The organism is Sphingobacterium bambusae, assembly GCF_033955345.1.
Lineage (GTDB): Bacteria > Bacteroidota > Bacteroidia > Sphingobacteriales > Sphingobacteriaceae > Sphingobacterium > Sphingobacterium bambusae.
The window spans coordinates 5,495,330-5,513,152 of the sequence record NZ_CP138332.1 but is presented as its reverse complement, the minus strand read 5'-3'; the positions used below and the strand labels follow the sequence as shown (position 1 = coordinate 5,513,152).

Annotated in this window: 15 protein-coding genes; 6 read left to right on the top strand and 9 right to left on the bottom strand. The window is 39.4% G+C overall.

Annotated features, from left to right (window positions below):
* Positions 1 to 8 precede the first annotated feature (8 nt).
* From SCB77_RS22920 to SCB77_RS22900, 5 genes are all read left to right on the top strand, one after another.
* The gene (locus tag SCB77_RS22920; RefSeq protein WP_320184338.1) at positions 9 to 1,274 is read left to right on the top strand and encodes a hypothetical protein; all 1,266 of its coding nucleotides are present in this window, start codon (positions 9 to 11) and stop codon (positions 1,272 to 1,274) included.
* Positions 1,275 to 1,694: 420 nt separating this feature from the next.
* A complete protein-coding gene (locus SCB77_RS22915; RefSeq protein ID WP_320184337.1) occupies positions 1,695 to 2,087 on the top strand; it encodes a hypothetical protein in 393 nt (130 codons plus the stop codon).
* A gap of 326 nt (positions 2,088 to 2,413) precedes the next feature.
* Positions 2,414 to 3,046: a fibronectin type III domain-containing protein gene (locus SCB77_RS22910; protein WP_320184336.1), complete on the top strand. Its 633-nt coding sequence runs from the start codon at positions 2,414 to 2,416 to the stop codon at positions 3,044 to 3,046.
* 84 nt (positions 3,047 to 3,130) lie between these two features.
* Positions 3,131 to 3,517: a hypothetical protein gene (locus SCB77_RS22905; RefSeq protein WP_320184335.1), complete on the top strand. Its 387-nt coding sequence runs from the start codon at positions 3,131 to 3,133 to the stop codon at positions 3,515 to 3,517.
* Entirely contained in the window at positions 3,436 to 4,032 is a 597-nt protein-coding gene (locus SCB77_RS22900) for a CHAP domain-containing protein (RefSeq protein ID WP_320184334.1), read from the top strand. The genes SCB77_RS22905 and SCB77_RS22900 overlap by 82 nt, the downstream gene beginning before the upstream one ends.
* A gap of 141 nt (positions 4,033 to 4,173) precedes the next feature.
* Here SCB77_RS22900 and SCB77_RS23195 read toward each other — a convergent pair whose 3' ends face one another.
* From SCB77_RS23195 to SCB77_RS22865, 7 genes are all read right to left on the bottom strand, one after another.
* The gene (locus tag SCB77_RS23195; RefSeq protein ID WP_380935523.1) at positions 4,174 to 4,701 is read right to left on the bottom strand and encodes a leucine-rich repeat domain-containing protein; all 528 of its coding nucleotides are present in this window, start codon (positions 4,699 to 4,701) and stop codon (positions 4,174 to 4,176) included.
* 130 nt (positions 4,702 to 4,831) lie between these two features.
* A complete protein-coding gene (locus SCB77_RS22890; RefSeq protein WP_320184332.1) occupies positions 4,832 to 5,062 on the bottom strand; it encodes a hypothetical protein in 231 nt (76 codons plus the stop codon).
* 144 nt (positions 5,063 to 5,206) lie between these two features.
* Positions 5,207 to 6,724 carry an ATP-binding protein gene (locus SCB77_RS22885; RefSeq protein ID WP_320184331.1) on the bottom strand — a complete coding sequence of 506 codons (1,518 nt, stop codon included), beginning with the start codon at positions 6,722 to 6,724 and terminating at the stop codon, positions 5,207 to 5,209.
* A gap of 252 nt (positions 6,725 to 6,976) precedes the next feature.
* Complete coding sequence (locus SCB77_RS22880; protein ID WP_320184330.1) at positions 6,977 to 7,621, bottom strand: protein-tyrosine-phosphatase; 645 nt, start codon at positions 7,619 to 7,621, stop codon at positions 6,977 to 6,979.
* A 19-nt stretch (positions 7,622 to 7,640) separates the two neighbouring features.
* On the bottom strand, positions 7,641 to 8,105 hold the full coding sequence (locus SCB77_RS22875) for a DUF6428 family protein (RefSeq protein ID WP_320184329.1): 465 nt from the start codon (positions 8,103 to 8,105) through the stop codon (positions 7,641 to 7,643).
* A gap of 73 nt (positions 8,106 to 8,178) precedes the next feature.
* Complete coding sequence (locus tag SCB77_RS22870; protein WP_320184328.1) at positions 8,179 to 8,508, bottom strand: ArsR/SmtB family transcription factor; 330 nt, start codon at positions 8,506 to 8,508, stop codon at positions 8,179 to 8,181.
* 627 nt (positions 8,509 to 9,135) lie between these two features.
* Positions 9,136 to 10,074 (bottom strand): DUF4238 domain-containing protein, encoded by a 939-nt coding sequence (locus tag SCB77_RS22865; protein WP_320184327.1) that lies wholly within the window; start codon positions 10,072 to 10,074, stop codon positions 9,136 to 9,138.
* 594 nt (positions 10,075 to 10,668) lie between these two features.
* On the opposite strand from SCB77_RS22865, the gene SCB77_RS22860 reads away from it, so the two are divergent.
* A complete protein-coding gene (locus tag SCB77_RS22860) occupies positions 10,669 to 14,334 on the top strand; it encodes a tetratricopeptide repeat protein (protein ID WP_320184326.1) in 3,666 nt (1,221 codons plus the stop codon).
* 187 nt (positions 14,335 to 14,521) lie between these two features.
* On the opposite strand, the gene SCB77_RS22855 is transcribed toward SCB77_RS22860, so the two are convergent.
* Complete coding sequence (locus SCB77_RS22855; RefSeq protein ID WP_320184325.1) at positions 14,522 to 16,027, bottom strand: hypothetical protein; 1,506 nt, start codon at positions 16,025 to 16,027, stop codon at positions 14,522 to 14,524.
* A complete protein-coding gene (locus SCB77_RS22850) occupies positions 16,003 to 17,550 on the bottom strand; it encodes a VPA1262 family N-terminal domain-containing protein (protein ID WP_320184324.1) in 1,548 nt (515 codons plus the stop codon). The genes SCB77_RS22855 and SCB77_RS22850 overlap by 25 nt, the downstream gene beginning before the upstream one ends.
* Positions 17,551 to 17,823 lie beyond the last annotated feature (273 nt).

Here is a 17,823-nt window from a genome sequence, read left to right as displayed (position 1 = left end):
GAATGTTTATGAAAAAAACACAGGTTTGGATGCTGATCTTGTTCGCCGCAGCGGCACTTTGTTCTTGTCAGTCTGCAGGAAGTTCCAGCAAAGCGGATGAGGGGAAGTCCATCCCGAGCTCGGAAAGTGCGAGCGACACGCTTGATACGACAGTACAGTTTGTCGAGACTACCTTACGGGCGCAGCTTTTGAAAACCTATGGCGCCGCCAATGAGGTGACCGATATCGCCTATTTCGACTATGATCGGAATGACTTGGATGCGTCCGTGCTTATTTTGCAGGATAGCTTGCTAAAAGCGGGTTATAAAGCCGATAAGGAACGTTTTGAGCAAAGGGTAAACGATATTTTTGACGGCCTTGTACGGGTGGATGACTTCTTGTACTTCAATAACTTTAATGGGCAATGCGCTACGCCTAAAAACATCCGATATGCGGATCGGGATGGATTTAAAACAAATTATTATTTCTCGCTGGATAAGCAATTGTTTATCGGGCAGTATGCCATTCCTGAGCTGATTGATTATAAAGCAGTATACCCAGCGATTGCCCAAGTGGAAGAAACGATCGCTACCCAAAAGCAAAGCGATCTTGCAGCGGATGGAATCATCTATATCACCCGATGGAAAGATGTTCACGATTTGGAACAAGCGCAAAAGTTTAACCTGCAGCTTTTGGTAAATCGAAACCTGTACCTATTTAATGATGATAAAAGTAAATTGCCTTGGCTTTTAAAGCATGATGCTGCCTTTATGGAAAGCCTCGTCCTGACTTTTGGTTGGACAGCCGATGAACAGCTGCTAAAATGGGTAATGGATAACAATAAATTTGACAAAAGACATCCGCTAGCTTTTGGCAAAATGTTCTACCACAAACGATGCGATGGCAGGCTGAAACTGCAGGCCAATACCTTCCGCTATCTACAGAAAACGCTAAGCCCAACAAACCAAAGCATCTTAAACGACATCAAGCTCTTTGTGCGCTATTTCGCCAATTTTGATGAGCAGATCGAGGAGCTGAGCGATCAGGAGCGCTTAGCCATACTGAGCAACTTGGTCTATTTTGCGGAGCAGTACAAATATGAAAAAGGATTTGAAAATAGACGAATTATGGCTTGGATGTACCTGACCAATGGGACCGGTAAAAATAATACCCTGCTGAAGGAGAACAATTACTTTAACTTGCCCAAATTCCGCCAATGGTGGGAAAAGCAATACAGCGATGGCGATTATGCAATTGTTACGGAAATCGATGCCGGCGCAAGAGCAGATTATTAACCAGGGCTACATGGTATACCAACCACCGGTGGCTTCTTTGGGGAAAAAAGCTTTGTGTTAATTCTTTTTTAACGACAGGTTTTAACTTATGTATCTGTGTAACTTTTTAATTACTTTTATTGTATGAAATTTTCTTTTTGAAAAACAATTGAAATAATTTGTATCTTTAGTCAACATAATGACTCGCCAAGGATAAATACGTAAACGTATGGATTCGCTCATAGGTCAGTTTCCGATCGGAATAGCGATTTCTATCTTTTATGTTGTACAGGTTGTTAGATTAGGTGTATGCTACAATTGTACGAAGTTGAATGCTCCAAATTGCTACCTTCCTTGTTTCTTTTTGATGATGTTCAATCCGAGCATAGCCCTTGGCTATAGCGTCGGCGTTAACCAATAGCGTACGAAACCTTATGTATTATGAGAAAGGTCGCGATTATACGTATTACTAAAACTGCCGCAACCGCAGCACCGCCGGCTGCTTCTCCTGAAGCTAGTAACTTGGCGCTGCTTCATACCTATGAAATGCTCGATCTTCAGAAACAATTATTGCAAGAAGCAGTAAAACAAACTTTAGTTCTGCAAGAAATCTCTGAGAGCCTACAACAAGCAGAGGCTAGCGAAAAAATAGTAGCTACTATTCAAGCCGAGCTGGAGAACCTGATTGATCGTACCGAAGCGTGCGAGCTGTTTGACTGTGGTCTAACGAAATTTTACGAGCTTAGAGTTGATTTAACCATCCACAAATTTGGTGGAAAGCCTTTCTACTATAAGCATGAAGTACTTCGGCTTAAGCAGCGCAAAGGTAGGTAAACCTGAATAGTCTCGCGCACTACAGGAAGCTAATCGCAGCTTGTCGACCATTTTTCTTCTTTTTCGCCTCTTCACAAACCTTTTTACCCCATTATAGCACTTTCCCTTGTTACAAAGACGTCCAGAAACTTTGCTTTTCGCGTTCGAATTCGTTCGAATTCGTTCGTTTTCGTACTACTTCGTTCGTTTTCGTCCGCTTAGGCCTCCATGTCTTTTTTTTTTGTAAGCGGTTGATAAACTTTGTGTTGTAAGGTCGACGAATGGGTACCCGCCAGAACTTACAGGACAATTAACAAATATGTTTAATCATTTAAAAAAACAGAAAAATGAAAAGATTAAAAGCAAGGATAGACTACAGTTATCTACGACACGAAGAATTAGCGGTGCTGGCAGGTAAAGTGAGCAATGCGCTAACGGACAACCCCAATTTTACTAGCCCCAATACGCTGATTGAAACCTTTACGGAGCAGGCAGCAGATTATATTGCGAAGCTACAGATTGCGATCCGCGGTGGCAGCAAGAACGATAATGATCAGAAAGAGGAGAGCAGGGTCAAACTCTTGGCGGCATTTCGGGAACTGGCGAATTTGGTCAATAGCGTGGCGCTGGGCAGCGCGGCGATTATAAGCAGCTCGGCATTAATTCTAGGAAAGCCAAACAGTGCATTGACGAAACCCGGCTTGATCCTGCTCGTACGCATGGGGGATGGCGCCGTGAGTGGCGAAATTGGCATTCGCTTTCAAGCGGATAAAGCTGCAACGGAATACCTGATCGAAATCGGAAGGATGCTCGGCGATACGGAAAGCATCACCTGGGAGCAATCTTACACCGTTCGAAATTCCCGAAAGTTTATTGTCGGCAATCTCGAACCGGGCACGCGGTATTTTGCGCGTGTACAAGGGCGCAATGCGCTCGGCAGCGGCGACTGGAGTGAATTTACCTCCATTATTGCGCGCTAGCGATGAATTAGGGTGGAGGTTGGCCTAGCCGCCTTCACCCTATAGCAGCAATCAAAAAATTGGTACACTTAAATTTAGATACAGATGAAAACAATCGCTCTACGCGGCAGCTGGACAAGCGAAACGGCTGCCAAGCAAACAAACAAAAAGTTCATAATAGCAGCCCTTGTCCTCTGCTTAACGATCGCCTTTATACGCTGCGGACTACTATTGCAGCGCATTGATTTTACGGCTGCCGTGCTGGATATCGGTATCCTGTCGGTACTGCTGTTCGGCATCTTGGCCTTGGTTTTAGCCATCTTCTGTAGCTTGTGGCTACAGGAGTTTCTGTGGCAACCCTTCAAGGATTTTCGTAAAAATGTAATGAACACTTTTAAACAATGTACATCATGGCAACAATGTATTCTTTATTTCTCGGTATTCTTTCTCTTGCTCTTTGCCTCCTTATGGGCACTGGCCATCGTGATCTAACAGCGGCTGCGCAGCGCGAAGCACTCGCCCTGCGGCATAACGGGTTAGGTCTTGCCGGGCTTCCCCTGCGTCAACAGATTATGCGCATTGCCGCCGGCGAACTGGGCGTGCGAGAGCTGAGCGGAAATAACGATGGCGAAAGGGTAGAGGCCTATCTGCGCTATACGCACTTGGGCAAGGGGCATGCTTGGTGTGCTGCCTTTGTCTCTTGGTGTTATGCGCAGGCCGGACAAGCGCAACCCCGTAATCCTTGGAGTCCGGCACTCTTTCCCCAAGCAAGACGATACACGCTAGCGCGCGATAACTGCGCCACGGCCCAGTCCGTTCCGGCACTGGCCGATGTCTTTGGCATCTACAGCGCTAGCGCGAAACGCATCAATCATGTCGGCTTGGTAAACGGGCTGTCGCATGCCTATATCCTCAGCATCGAGGGCAATGTCGACAATCGCGTGCAAGCGAAGCGGCGCTTAAAATCTAGCATCGCTGTTTTTGCTAACTGGATTGATAAATACTAGATGATATAAAAATGACCGATCTATCTTTTGTCAATTCGTGAACTTCTACAGGCTGCTTCTACAGCAACGCTGCTTTCCGCTAACTTATGTAAACCCAAAAACGCTAACTTGATCAGAGATCGGGTTAGCGTTTTCGATTTTTTAGGGAATTCTTCTGGTCAACAAGTGATTACTTATGACCGACAAGTGATTACTTATGGCCGACAAGTGATTACTTATGGCTGGCAAGTGATTACTTATGGCCGACAAGTGATTACTTATGACCGACAAGTGATTACTTGTGACCGACAAGTGATTACTTGTGACCGACAAGTGATTACTTGTGACCGACAAGTGATTACTTATGACCGACAAGTGATTACTTGTGACCGACAAGTGATTACTTATGGCCGACAAGTGATTACTTATGATCGACAAGTGATTACTTGTGACCGACAAGTGATTACTTGTGACCGACAAGTGATTACTTATGGCCGACAAGTGATTACTTATGGCCGACAAGTGATTACTTATGGCCGACAAGTGATTACTTATGGCCGACAAGTGATTACTTGTGACCGACAAGTGATTACTTGTGACCGACAAGTGATTACTTGTGGCCGACAAGTGATTACTTATGGCTGACAAGTGATTACTTATGACCGACAAGTGATTACTTATGGCTGGCAAGTGATTACTTATGGCTGACAAGTGATTACTTATGGCCGACAAGTGATTACTTATGGCTGGCAAGTGATTACTTACGGCCGACAAGTGATTACTTATGCGGAACAATTACCTCGCACGATTTTTTTACGACTTATGATCTTGCGTTGTTGTAAGCATCCAATGCGGCATAAAAGTCATTGGCATCGCGGATCGTCTGCTTAAAAAACAGACTAAATAGTTCCAGTTGCAAGCCGATAAGCCATAGATCTACACTGAGCGGCTTTTTTTGAAACTGATCTGCATACCATGCAAAGAAATCTTCCCGCGCCTTGCCGCGAAGGATCATTTGCCTTAGCGGACTCTTTCCACCTATTCTGTCCATAGTAGGGTGCTGTTAAATGCTCATAAAAATTGATTGACGACAATATTTGGCTGGTACGGATGTACGGCCTAATATGTAGTTAGCGCTATTTACGCTATTTTTTGGGCGTTGGTTTTAGGGGGGTGAAAAAACTTGTTGGGGGTTTTATGCTATCGGTAGCGTAAACGAAAATACCGTTCCAATTCCTAGGGTACTCTCAGCCCAAATTTTTCCTTGATGTCGATCTATGATCTCTTTGCAAATGTATAGACCGATTCCGAAGCCCGATATATGTTCTGTTGGCGTTGATTCGACCCTATAGAAGCGATCGAAAACTAGCGAGATCGTTTCGGAGTCAATTCCTATCCCTTGATCCCTCACTTGTGTTTTTAAGAAAGAGCCCATACGCTCGCAGCTGATCAATATATTGGTCCCGACAGTGGAATATTTCACGGCATTGCTTATCAAATTGTTTAGTACCTGCTGTATTTTATCACGGTCTGCACACACATCTATGTTCGTACATTTATCCACTTGGACAGTATGGGTGGGGATAGTTGCTCGGGCATCTTCAACGACCTCGTTGATTAACGCTTTAAAATCAAATCTTTCTCGATGGATACCTATTTTGCCAGACTCTAGTCGTGATAAATTCAGAAATCCATTAATCAGCTTCGACATTCTTCCAAGCTGCGTAAAAGCTTTGTCGGCTAAGCTCCCTAGGAACACGTTTCCGCTTTCTTCAGCCTTCCGCTGGATCAGTTGGGTATATCCCTGTGCAGAAGTGATGGGCGTTTTAAGCTCATGACTTACCATAGCGATGAAATCATTCTTTCGCTGCTCATCGTTTTTTTGTTCAGTTATGTCCATCACCAGTCCAAATAACTTTAAAGGCTCGCCCTGGGCATTGAAATGAACTTTGGCCATCACTCGGAGCCATCTGGTCTCCTTTGAGCTAAGGTGCGTTATGGAATAGGTGCTGTCTACTGGTTTTCCCAACGTTAGGGCGTCAGAAAATGCCGAATTTACCATTTCATGAAATTCCTCGTTTACGGCCTCCAGTAATAGTTCCCATGTTACTTGGATATCTTGGGCCAGTCCGAAGAAGTTTCTGCCCTTTTTGCTGAGCGTAACTTCGCCCGTGGAAAAATTTATGCCGCACTGTCCCAAGTTACCAGCTTCAAATGCCGATTCTAGATTTTCTTGGCTCTCTTTTAATATCGTGTTCAGTTCGCTCAGCAGGATGTTTGATTTGGCTAGCTCAAGGACAGCATTGGCGCCAGTGCCTGATTTTATACCCTCCCGATGTGGGTCGCTGTTTGCTTTCTGCACGACCGATATAATAAGCCAGCGGGACTGTTCGTGATCGGAATGAACAGCAATATAGCCTACTTCCAAGATCTGTTCATGCGACTCCATAGTGCTTGACGGGGCCGTGACATTCCTTTTTAAAACGGAACTGTTAAACAGCATTTCTGTAAAAAGTGTCTGGCTAATTTCCCATTGCGGGCCTAGCAGGTCGACATAATTCTTGCCGATCAAATCGCGGCCCGATTTGTTGAGTATATGTTCAAATGCTGGATTGCAGTAATCAATTTGATCGTTACCGGGATCTACAACACATAATCCGATATCTGAATATTCAAATTCTTTCAAAAATTGAATACCTGTGTAGCTTCGCATGGAGTGGGTTTTGATCAGTAAATGTAATAATTTTTGTGCTTTTGTTGCACAATTATTATGTGCACATCTAATTGGCTCATAAACCGGATGATGAGTAAAATTCTGTTAGTAAGGACGGCTTTTCATTCAACCCAATTTTTTACTTGAGGAGGGATAGCAAAGCGCCCCAGTGATGTTGGAGATATTGGGGAACATACAGCGTAATCCAATTCCGAGGGACATCAGTAAAATATCCAAAGGGCTAGCTAGCGATCAAGAAATTTTAATGTTGGCTGCCTCATTTTTTTTATGGATCTGTGAAAACACATAGCAAATGTCTTGGCCTATTTCCAAGCTTGTTTTGGCGTAAACCTTGTCTTGCTCGGGCGTGTTGTCGGATATCTTGGGGTCCTCGAAGGTGATTGGAATCCGCTTTTCGGCTCCTGCGATATATGGACATCCGCCATCAGCCTGCGAGCAGGTCATAACGGCTGCAAAATGGGAGAGGGGATTGTAGGGGTGATCGTATTTCTTCGAGAAGCCAATAAGAGGTGCGCAGTTATCGTCGTACTTGATCGCGTAGATCGGATTGTTACCTGCTGACAATTGGAGAAATTGAAAGCCCTGTTGACGTAGTGTAAAAACTACCTTGTCGTATAAGGCGGTTTCTTCTGTGCCGCCCGAATAACAATGAACGTTTTGTATACCATAAAAACGAGCTGCCGTTTGCGCCCATATTTGCGCGAAGTGGCTCCGCCTGGAATTATGCGTACAAATAAAGTTGATATGGATCTCCTGATCTTCATCGTACTTCCGTTGAATGTAGGCAATCAGCGGCTTTAGTAGGGCTTTACGTTCGCGCATTAGGGCAGCATCCACTTGAAACTGCCCGATGGTATCTACTAATTTGGGGTACATGCGTATAGCTCTTTACAACTTAGCAACAACCTGAATTTGGCGAGCAACAAGAATTTTGCAACTGTGATAGCGCAACTTTGGGTTTATCACTTGGCAGGCCACATGCTTCCGTCGCTAAGCAGGCTGTTTGCTTGTTTTTAAGCACAAAATGTTTTCCGCTAAATGCAAGGTCATACTTTCCAATCGTTTCGGTTTGATATTCTACCTCGATCTCTGCATCGGCTATTCCCAGTTGTTCTTCAGACAGTTTAATAATGTTAAGCAATTTGTTGGGCTTTAATCGATGCTCGAAGTCGTCTGCATTCCAAAGTTGGAAATTGACCACGCGTTCTGTTCTTATCGTGCCACCACAGTCGATAAAGTTCTTGCTAATCATACCGACTTCGGTTACATGGAAATGTTCCGGCACGAAAGCGCCGTTTTCTAATTGAAATTCAACATTGTCTAATGTTGATAGGATGCTTTTGATTTCTGATAGTTTCATAGGTATCTCCTTTGCTAATTAATTTTTAAATTGTAATATCGCTATATAACGATGTTGCGCGGCAAAAAAAATGCTAACAGCATTTTTCTACTTTAACGTCTTGATCAAAGAACAGATTGATTATTCCCTGCACTTCCTTCCAGGTTTTTTCTTCAATGCAATAGCATACGGACTTTCCTTCAATAGATCCTTGAATAATGCCGATACTTTTTAGCTCTTTTAAATGCTGAGAAATGGTGGCTTGCGCCAAGCCTAGCTCTTCAACAAGATCATTACAGATGCATGCATTTTGTTTGATAATATGGTTAAGGATAGCAACGCGTGCCGGGTGTCCCAGTACTTTAAACAAGGAAGCAAGCTTGTTATGTTCTTCTGAAAATATATCTGTCTTGGTGATTCCCATGCTTATAGCTTTTTATAATCGCAATATTACGATTATATGTTGACAATTTCAAATTTGTTATGGTTGCGTAAGCTGATTTGGTGCAGAGGCAATAGCCAAAGAGATCCGTATTGGGAACATTTCCAACGATTGTTAGCAAATGTAGAATTAAATATGACAAAAAATAAAAGTGTTACAAATAGGTTACAACACAGAATTTTCACATCTCCATAGATATCTGTAAATTAGTTCAATGAGTCAGAAACGAAGCTTTTGCACTATATTACTCAGAGCCGTCCAAAAGTCTCAAAATATTTTGGTCTCTGGACTGAGCCTAGGTGGGCGCACAAAACAAGAAATCCACTTTTCAGGGCAATTAGAACCAATGCCCTAAGCCGCAATGTCAACCGCGATCCAGTGTGACTTATTTAAATTTTTGTTGAACTTAACGTAAAAGTGTTACAGCGCTTTTACGTTCATTAATTCGAGAGAATTATGGCAACTGTAAGTATGAAGGTGTTTGAACATCTCAAAAAGGATGATAGCACCTACAATGTGAAAATTTGTGTACAGTACAAAAGAAAAAGAAAGTACCTTGACACTGTTCATTAATGTAGTCAAGAAACAATTAACCAGAGAGTTTAATGGCTATTGATTTGTTCTGGATTGACTTTTGACCTGTTCAGCATACTGACGGTCTTTAACGAAAACGTTGCCGTTTGCAATAAGTGTAGTTGCATAGTTTATATAATCGACCTGTTTTTTTGTACAAACTTTTGGGATTATCGTTGTATGATGAATCGAAGGATATCCTGACTCGTCGCTGTCAATGATTAGACATGTTTCTGGGCTGATTGGAAATGCGAACAGATATGATCCGCCTAAACCGCCAAAATTGATAATTTCGTTTCCACTAACAAAAAATCCTGGATTGTCACTGGTGACGAATTGACTGTCTTCGGGAGCATGATATATTTGAATGGCGGATTGAAAAAAAGTTTTTGTGATTTCTCTTACGACTTTGGACTGATCAATGAACGAGCTGAGATAGAGATCGTCAGATTTACTTGGGTCATTAATAAACTCATTCTTTTCCTTGTTTAGATAAATCATGGGATCGGCATTATCAACCTTTTGAGCTAATTCTCTGAATGGTTCAAAGATTCTTTCAAAAGTGCCTGATGCAGCTTCCTTTTTCAAATTATCGGTTAGTTGTTGACGTGTACTTGGGTTTCGTCTTTTTATGGTAATAATAGTTTGTAAAAGTATTTCTACCTCGATTTTTCTCATCTCAAAAGAGATTTGAAGTTTTTGCGATACGAGGCTCGCTAATTTATTGAAATTGTTTTCCTGTTGGGTGAAACCGTTCTTTTCAATATAATATTCATCTTGTATGCTATTGATAAGCTTTGTTTCTTCTCGTTGAATTTTGAAATAATCATGTTTATAGCCAACCTTAGAGATATGTTTTTGTGAAATCGTTTTGTATTGTTTACTGAATTGAAAAAACTCACTATTCTCATCAGCAAAGCGCTTTAGATAAACTCTTGGAACATAATGATGTTTTGTTGGGTTACTAGGTTTCATAATACGTTATTTAGGATTTGTATCCATTTTGTGTAAATTAACAAAGTAGATAATTAATGTAAAAAGATAAGAATAAAATGACATAAATTAAAATGCCGGTCTTCATTAAGAGGTTGGACTATTTTCATCTACCCTTTGTAGTTTGTAGATTAAGGTACGGCCGAAGGAAGTGTTTCCACTTCATGTAATATTTGTTTTGCCGATGTTAATCATTTTTTTTTGACTGTTCTTAATTGTTGTTTTGTTAATTAACAGCTGTTATGAACGAATATAAATCATAAAAAAATACCAATTGAGAAGTCATGTTGCGTTATTTTTCATTGTACTATTTTAATGTATTTTGCTAATTTTAAACTATCTACTTTCGGTTTTTTTAGTAATTATTGTGTTTGTATATGTATCAACGACTTTATTGGATCCAAGCTTGCAAATAAAAATGATTCTGTCCGCTCATTTTCGAAATTTTCAATGCAACAACCTAAAAATAAAAACTTCAGCTACGAAAAAAAGAAGGTTCAATGGTGCTTTTGAAGGTTTGAAAATTAAATCTTTTCGATAGCTTTTGCGTATTTTTGTTCTTTCTACGAATTGACTATGATCAAAACAATTTTGGGGCTATTAGCACTGCCATTTGTCACTGACGTACTAAAGGCCGCTACGAGCCTCGGATACCAAAAACTTAAGGATATAAACGAATTTCATAAATTTTTAGCACTTTATGATATCGAGAAGCCGAAAGATGAGGAGAAATCGCTTTACATACATACGTTGCTACTTTTTGAAGTTAGATTTAACCAAATTGCACTTTCCAATCTTTTAATGCGAGAAGATTCTTTTCTTGTTTTTAAAAATAGCTATATACAGAATAAAGACAAGGCCCCTTTTGTATGGCATGTTAATAATGCGATGGTAGACAGACAAGATACTATCCTGGATGAGTTTTTTAAGATCTACGATAGTCTGCTTAGAACGGTCATGACACCTGTTCAAAGTGAGATGTTTAATTCTTTTGTTGATTTTAAAGAGCAATCAAACCAGCAGGCCACTGTAATTTTAGCGGCTATAAAAGCTTTAAATGACGATAGTCCTTTGGTGAAGGAGCAGATTAACTTCGCAAATGCATTTATAGAAGGCAAGCAATTTACGTTAGCTTTGGATGCACTGATTATTTTGGAAAAGAATTTTCATGTAATTAAATCTGTTGATCACAAATCTGCCATCCTAACGAATATCGGCCACTGTCATTTTGAACTTGGAAAAAAGGATGAAGCCCACCAATACTTTAAAAAAGCTTTCGATTTGAATCCTGAAAATTATGCAGCTTTATGTAATTATGCTCAAGTTCTGCATAATCGAAACCAATGCTCCGAAGCGGACAAGTTGATTGAAAAGGCTGTACTTTCGTTTGGTCAACAGCATTCTGATATTTGGGAAGTATATATCATTATAAAAAAGGGTATTCATGGTCTTGATGAAATTCTTAAACAGATTCCTGGAAGATTTGTTGAGGAACCAAAAGTCAAAAGAGCTATTGCACTTGTATACAGAGATCAGCATGATTTCGATAGTTATTATAAAATTATTCAAGAGGCTTTCGCTTTATCTCCTGAAGACGATAGTATTAAAGTGACCTATATCGAAAGTGTACTCCATAGGTACCAATTAGATTATAGGATATATAACCTTCGAAGTGTTAACAGTGACCTAATTAAAGAAATAGATTATCTCTTCGGGTTAATTTACGACTTGCTTAGTTCTGATAAAGATGTTACCGAAAGTAAGCTTTTTTTGAAGCAGGCAGAGGTAACTTTGCTGTATCTTCTTCGTAAAGAATCCGATGCGTTAGTTATTTTGGAGGAACTAGCATCTGAGTATCCTCTTGAACAACAGAAATTTTATAGGCTAAAAGCTATGATTCATTACTCGTTAATGGATTTTGATGGCGCAATTGCAACGCTGGATAAACACTTCTTGTTGTACGGTGAAATGGAAGATGCTCTCATGCTCACCGAAATAACCTCACAAGCGAATAGGGTCGATTTATTAGAGAGATACTATCAAAACCTCATAGAAAGAGAAGGTAGCGTATTTGTAAACCAAGCAACCAATTTTCTAGTCGACAGATATATTAAAAACCAAGATATCGATAAATTAATTTATTGGCAAACGAAAATTAAGGAATTTGATGGTTTGGATTTTAGAATTATTGAGATAAGGATCTTGATTTATCTACAGTCCGACGATTATTTGAACTTACTCTCTGAATGCGAGTCGCAGGTCAATGACCAAACTAGATTTAGTTTAATCTATCAACTGGTAGAATTGTTCGAAGAAACTAAGGCTTATGATAAAGCGATTGCTCTCTTGGAAAAGAGAGTGTTAACCTTAGACTATGATCCAATAACCGATCATTTGCTGCGTTTAGTTGAAAAAAATGGCGATACTTTCAAATTAGTGGAGTTATTAAGCGGACTAAGGGAGAATAAAGGGATACATTCCAAGCACTCGCTAATGGAATGTAATCTTTATACCTTAAACTACCAATTTGAAAAGGCGATATCTGTAGCCGAGCAATATTTAATGGTTTATCCTGACCGAATTGATGTACGATTGTTTGTTATTACATTACATTTTAAAACGCAAAACTATGAGCTACTTGATCAATATTTAGATTTCGAGTTCGATTACCTAGCATTGGAGAAAGAAGATCTCCAGGAGTATTTGACAATTTTAGCATACCGAGGTCGAATAACGAAATCTATTGACATTTTGTATGAAAACCATCGCAGGCAGAACAGCCCGCAATCAAACGATTTGTATTTGACATTCTGGTTTAAATTTGATGTGCTTTCTTATTTAAACATTCCCACAATTGTCGAAGAGGACACGTATGTAGTTCTTTATGATGGTGCTAACGAAAGAATTAATCTTCTTTTTGAAAATCGACCATCTTACGAATTAATTAAGTCGAGAAGCGAAGTGTCAACTGACGATAACTTATTTGTACACTTAGCGGGGAAAGAAGTTAGTTTTGAGGTTACTTTAGAAAGTGCCTTTATGAAAAAGAAGTGGATTATGGAATCTATAGTCAGTAAATACAAACACCAGTTTGACCAATGCTTTGCCAATGCAAATGGAGTTTTTAAAAGGGAGGGGTCGGTAAAATCTTTTCAAATTGAGGAATTGAGTAACATTCTAAATACTATTGGACTTTCCAGGGCAGAGGGTAAGGGGACCCCGTTTTCTATCATACTTGATTACTACAGGGCAGGGGAGATAGGAATAGGAGGTATTTCTTCAATACTAAATGATAACCCCATTAGTATTCGGCATCGGATAAGAGTACAAGGACATAAATTATTGGCTTCCCATGCGACCGTTACTGATCACAACATGTTGGATAAAAATAAACTAAGAAATGGTTTGGTTCTAGATATATGCGGGGTGTTTACTTTGTTAGAGTTGAATTTATTGGACACTGTTAGCTCAAATTTATGTACCTTAACGATAACCCCTAGCACGTACGAAGTAATTTATGATTATTTACAACAGAACATATATAACATAAAAGATGGCGAGACGCTAGATTCCTCTCCAATATTGATTGCTCTACGAAAATATGTTTGTATTGAAAATCCAGATACTTTAGCAGTTAACAATAATGACAAAATTAGAGTATACAAGAAGCATGGACGATCTTTTTATGATGCCGTATTGTTAGCTCACCAAAAAGGATCACTGCTTTTATCTGATGATGTTGCGTTTAGAAGTCAAATCTTAAATTTGTGTGGGGAGGAAATTGGTTGCTGGATTGTTCCGCTGCTTAAGCACCTAAAAGAACATGAACTTATTGAAGACGATACATACCATGAAAGTTTGATTAGTCTACTTGAGCTTCAATATAGTTTTATTTCTGTCAATGAACATACACTATTGTACTGCCTTAAGTCAGAAGGGTATCACGTATCAAACAGATTTATGGAGTTGTCTAAAGTGCTCGCAGGAAGGGTTTCTACGAGCGAAAGTGTCATTCATACCGTGTTCAATTTTTTTGATCTGTTAATTAATTTAGATAATATCGACGATCAAAAAAATCAAGATATAGCTTTGTTTAGTCTCTCTTCTGTATTTGCTGAAAGAACTGTTGATGAAGTTGTGGATAGCTATGAAAGGATTATGAAGCTGTATAGAGGTAATGCAGCTTTATTTTCTTTTCTAAAAAGACTGATGCTCAAATTTCTTGAACTACACAACTTTTAGACTTACTACCTTAACAATTTTTTAAAAAATAGCATAGGTCATTAAAGTGTCTGTCATGCTCTACTACGGATTCGTTGCTGTTAATTGACTTATGCGTTGTTGTTACTAACAAACGTTTGTTGTTTTAAAATACTCAATTAAAAAATGTATTTCTGTGTTGTTCTCATCTTCACAATCGCTATGCTTGTTATTTAGCTTCTTCGGCTTTAATTTTTAGCAGATCTTTGATATGAGCGATGACCAGGCTTACGGAAATTAGGTTTGCGGTAACAGATTCTTCCCCATATCGGCTCATAAAAATACTGTTATTTAGAAGTTTTAAGAATTTGTTCTTCATTGTATCGATATGCTCACTATCAATCAGGGACAGTGTATATAGATAAAGCTTGCCGAATAAGATCATAAAATATGTTAAGCGGCTAGGCTGAGTTCGATGCCATTTGGAGTCGATATTTTCAATTTTAAAATAAGCTTCGTCCCATAGTTTCTTTGTCTCATCTATTGTGCAAGACCTGCATAGATATTTAACAACGTAATTTGCGTAATCTGTTAGGACTGGATGCAATACATTGAAATCTATCTCCTGAGGTAAGCTGTCTAGGTAAGCTAACCATTTTTTATGAATACAGTACAGTAATATTTCAATTCTGTCATCACTCGCATCATTAAGGAAAGCGTCGAGCAATAAATCTTTATTCTTTACAAAAAAGGTGTATTGACCTATTTTAAATAATTGATTTATTAGGTCTGGTGTAAGCGTAGGGATGATTGCTAGACAGCTGCCTAATATTTGATTAAATGACGGACTTCTATTTTCGTAGTTACAGATCTGTATGAAAAAGTTTTTGTCCTGATCGTAGAGCTTGATTAAAAGATATTTCGCCGTCAGTAAACTGTCGACACTGGATTTTCTAGCTACCAGCTGGCGTATACCTTCAAATAAAAGCCATTTTTTAGCAGAGGTATGTCCCTTAAAAAATGTAGCCAGCTGTTGGGCGCTCATCCATTCAAGCGCCGCTACATAATTAATAGGAGTTTTGAGGCCGTCAATGTACTGGCGGAAGATATTAATGTCTATTACAAAGAGGAAGCGAAGCAGAGATCTGAGACGGAAAGGCAAATGTATTCCTTTTGAGTTTTCCACGCTATTTATTAACGTATAGACTTTATCGATGTTAAAGTTTATAATTCCTTGATTATAGGCTTCCAACTCACTTTGCTCGTGGTACCTAGCATACGATCCTTTTTTTAATTCGATGCCGAACCTTGCAAGCAAGGGGAGTAGAGTTTTAGCGAGTTCGGTCAGCTGAGCTGGACTAAAAGTAATGTCGGTTAAGTAGTTTTCATACGGTGTTTCAAAGTATCTATGTGTCTCTAAGAATATTAGTAAATGGTTAATATTATTTGTAAGGATTGCCTTTGACAATTCAGCTTTTTGAAAGTTTATAATTGTCGCAAGTCTTTTTAGAGCGTGTGTTCGTTGTCGATTCGGTGGCGTGGCCAGTTGTGCTTTTAGACGAGTAATCTCAGTGTATAGAGCCTCTGTGTTTTTTTTTATTTTGCCCAATACCAAGTCGTCCACTACCAAGCTGTGCCAAGTTTTGAATCTTTTAACGTAAGGGTTGTACTCTTTCGTAATCCCTAATAAACGGGCTTCCTGTATAGTTTCTATAGTGATTTCCATATAAGGCATCTACTGCTGTTTAATTTGTCCCATAATTCCTCAAAGGCATCAACGATGCGTTGCGGGTTGGTAACCTCTTGTAAGATATGATGTTCTTTTCCGAAGCTATTTATTGAGGTGCCTAGTGAGTATGCCTTTGCTACCATTTGATCTGATCCTGGAAATATAAGAAAGCGATCATGAAACGCCCAGCCATGCTGGTCTATTTTGCACCTAAACTCTAAATCAAGCCCATGATTATTGGAGTTCGAATCATTAAGTTCCTTTTTAAAGCGAGCTAACGTTTGTAGTTTTGTTTCGGACGATTTTTTACTACTTTTAACTGAATTTAATGCTGTTATCGCCCGTAGCGGTGTCTCGGCTGTCGGAGAATAGAATAAAGTATTAAGAAGGTCTTGGGAAGATAGAAATGGATCCCATAGGTATACGCCATTTCGATCGTTATTTTCTATAAGTTTTCTGATATCTGCCAGTCCTTCTTGATGGGTGGTTGCGTTTCGGCCATATTGCTTAAATTGAAGAGTACTTTCTAAGCGTCTACGCTCAGCATTGTAAAGACGATTACGGATAAGGTCATCGAATTCTTTTACTTTTGCAGGTCTCGGTACTTCAGATGACTTAACTTGCACGGATTGTATTTGTCCGTTTAAATTGAAGATGCGAGGCTCGTGATTGGCAATGTTCATACCGAAATTAATTCCCCTAAGGTAGTTGCCATAGAATGTACTTAATATTAGGGTGGGGTTGGTCCTTGTTACTACAATTTGGGTTTTACCATTAAGGCTACCCGATATTAGATCCTGCGAATCCAATTTGTTGTAATCTTCAGTTTTGTAACCTATGATGTTATTGTCGAGTGTCTCAGTTACGGTGATCTGGCAGTCCGGTATTGTTGTTAATGCCGGATGCCATGCAAAGGAAATTTTAGTTCCAGCCCAACTTTTCAACGCTCTAGAGGAAATATCTGCGATCGTGATAGGGAATTGAAACATTACGCTTCCTATCCTGTCAGGTAGACCCGTAAGGAAAATTGGGAGTTGCTCTGCTATTGCCGAACATAGATCGTCGAATTTTTCTCTTGAGGCGTAGTCTAGTATTGGATTATTGGTGCTTTTTTCTTCGTCAAAGAATTCCAAGACATAACTACCGTTATCGATGTTATTTTTAAGTATTTTATTTAATGGCGTACCATCGGTTACGGGGACAAATTGTTTCGGCAGACTTCTTAGCTTGATGTTGTGCATCTTCTTATCCCATCCTTTACCGTTGTATAGATTCTCGAATTTGTTTCTTGCATCAGGGATTGTTAGCTCATACTGCATAATTCCTACCTGAATTTGCTTGTCGAATTTAATCCTGTCACCTAGATAATTGCTATCGGTGCTTGTTACACTTTTTTCTTGGAATACGACTAGGGTATAAAGGTTTGAAACATTTAGGTCGCCTTTTCTAATTACGAAAATCTCAGTGACTTCGCAAGAAAGGTAAATACCGATATTTCCAAGTGCTATCAGTGTATCAAATTCCTCCATGTTGTTTTTGTTTTATTATTGATAATTTATAACTGCGCTTGTGCTTTTTTATGAGAGAAGTATCGTTTTGGATGCCACTAAAGAAGGAGATGTCATTATCGATTGTGCGATACTGCGAAGATAAAGTGAGGCTAATGTTGGATAATAATTCATTTAAGGTGGTTTAGTGTAAGTAAAGTAGCAGATAGTACGATAAATCAATCTAAATATATAAATCAATTTCCTATGTTTAATAACTTTTCTTAGATTAATGCAATCAATTTATTGTACTCA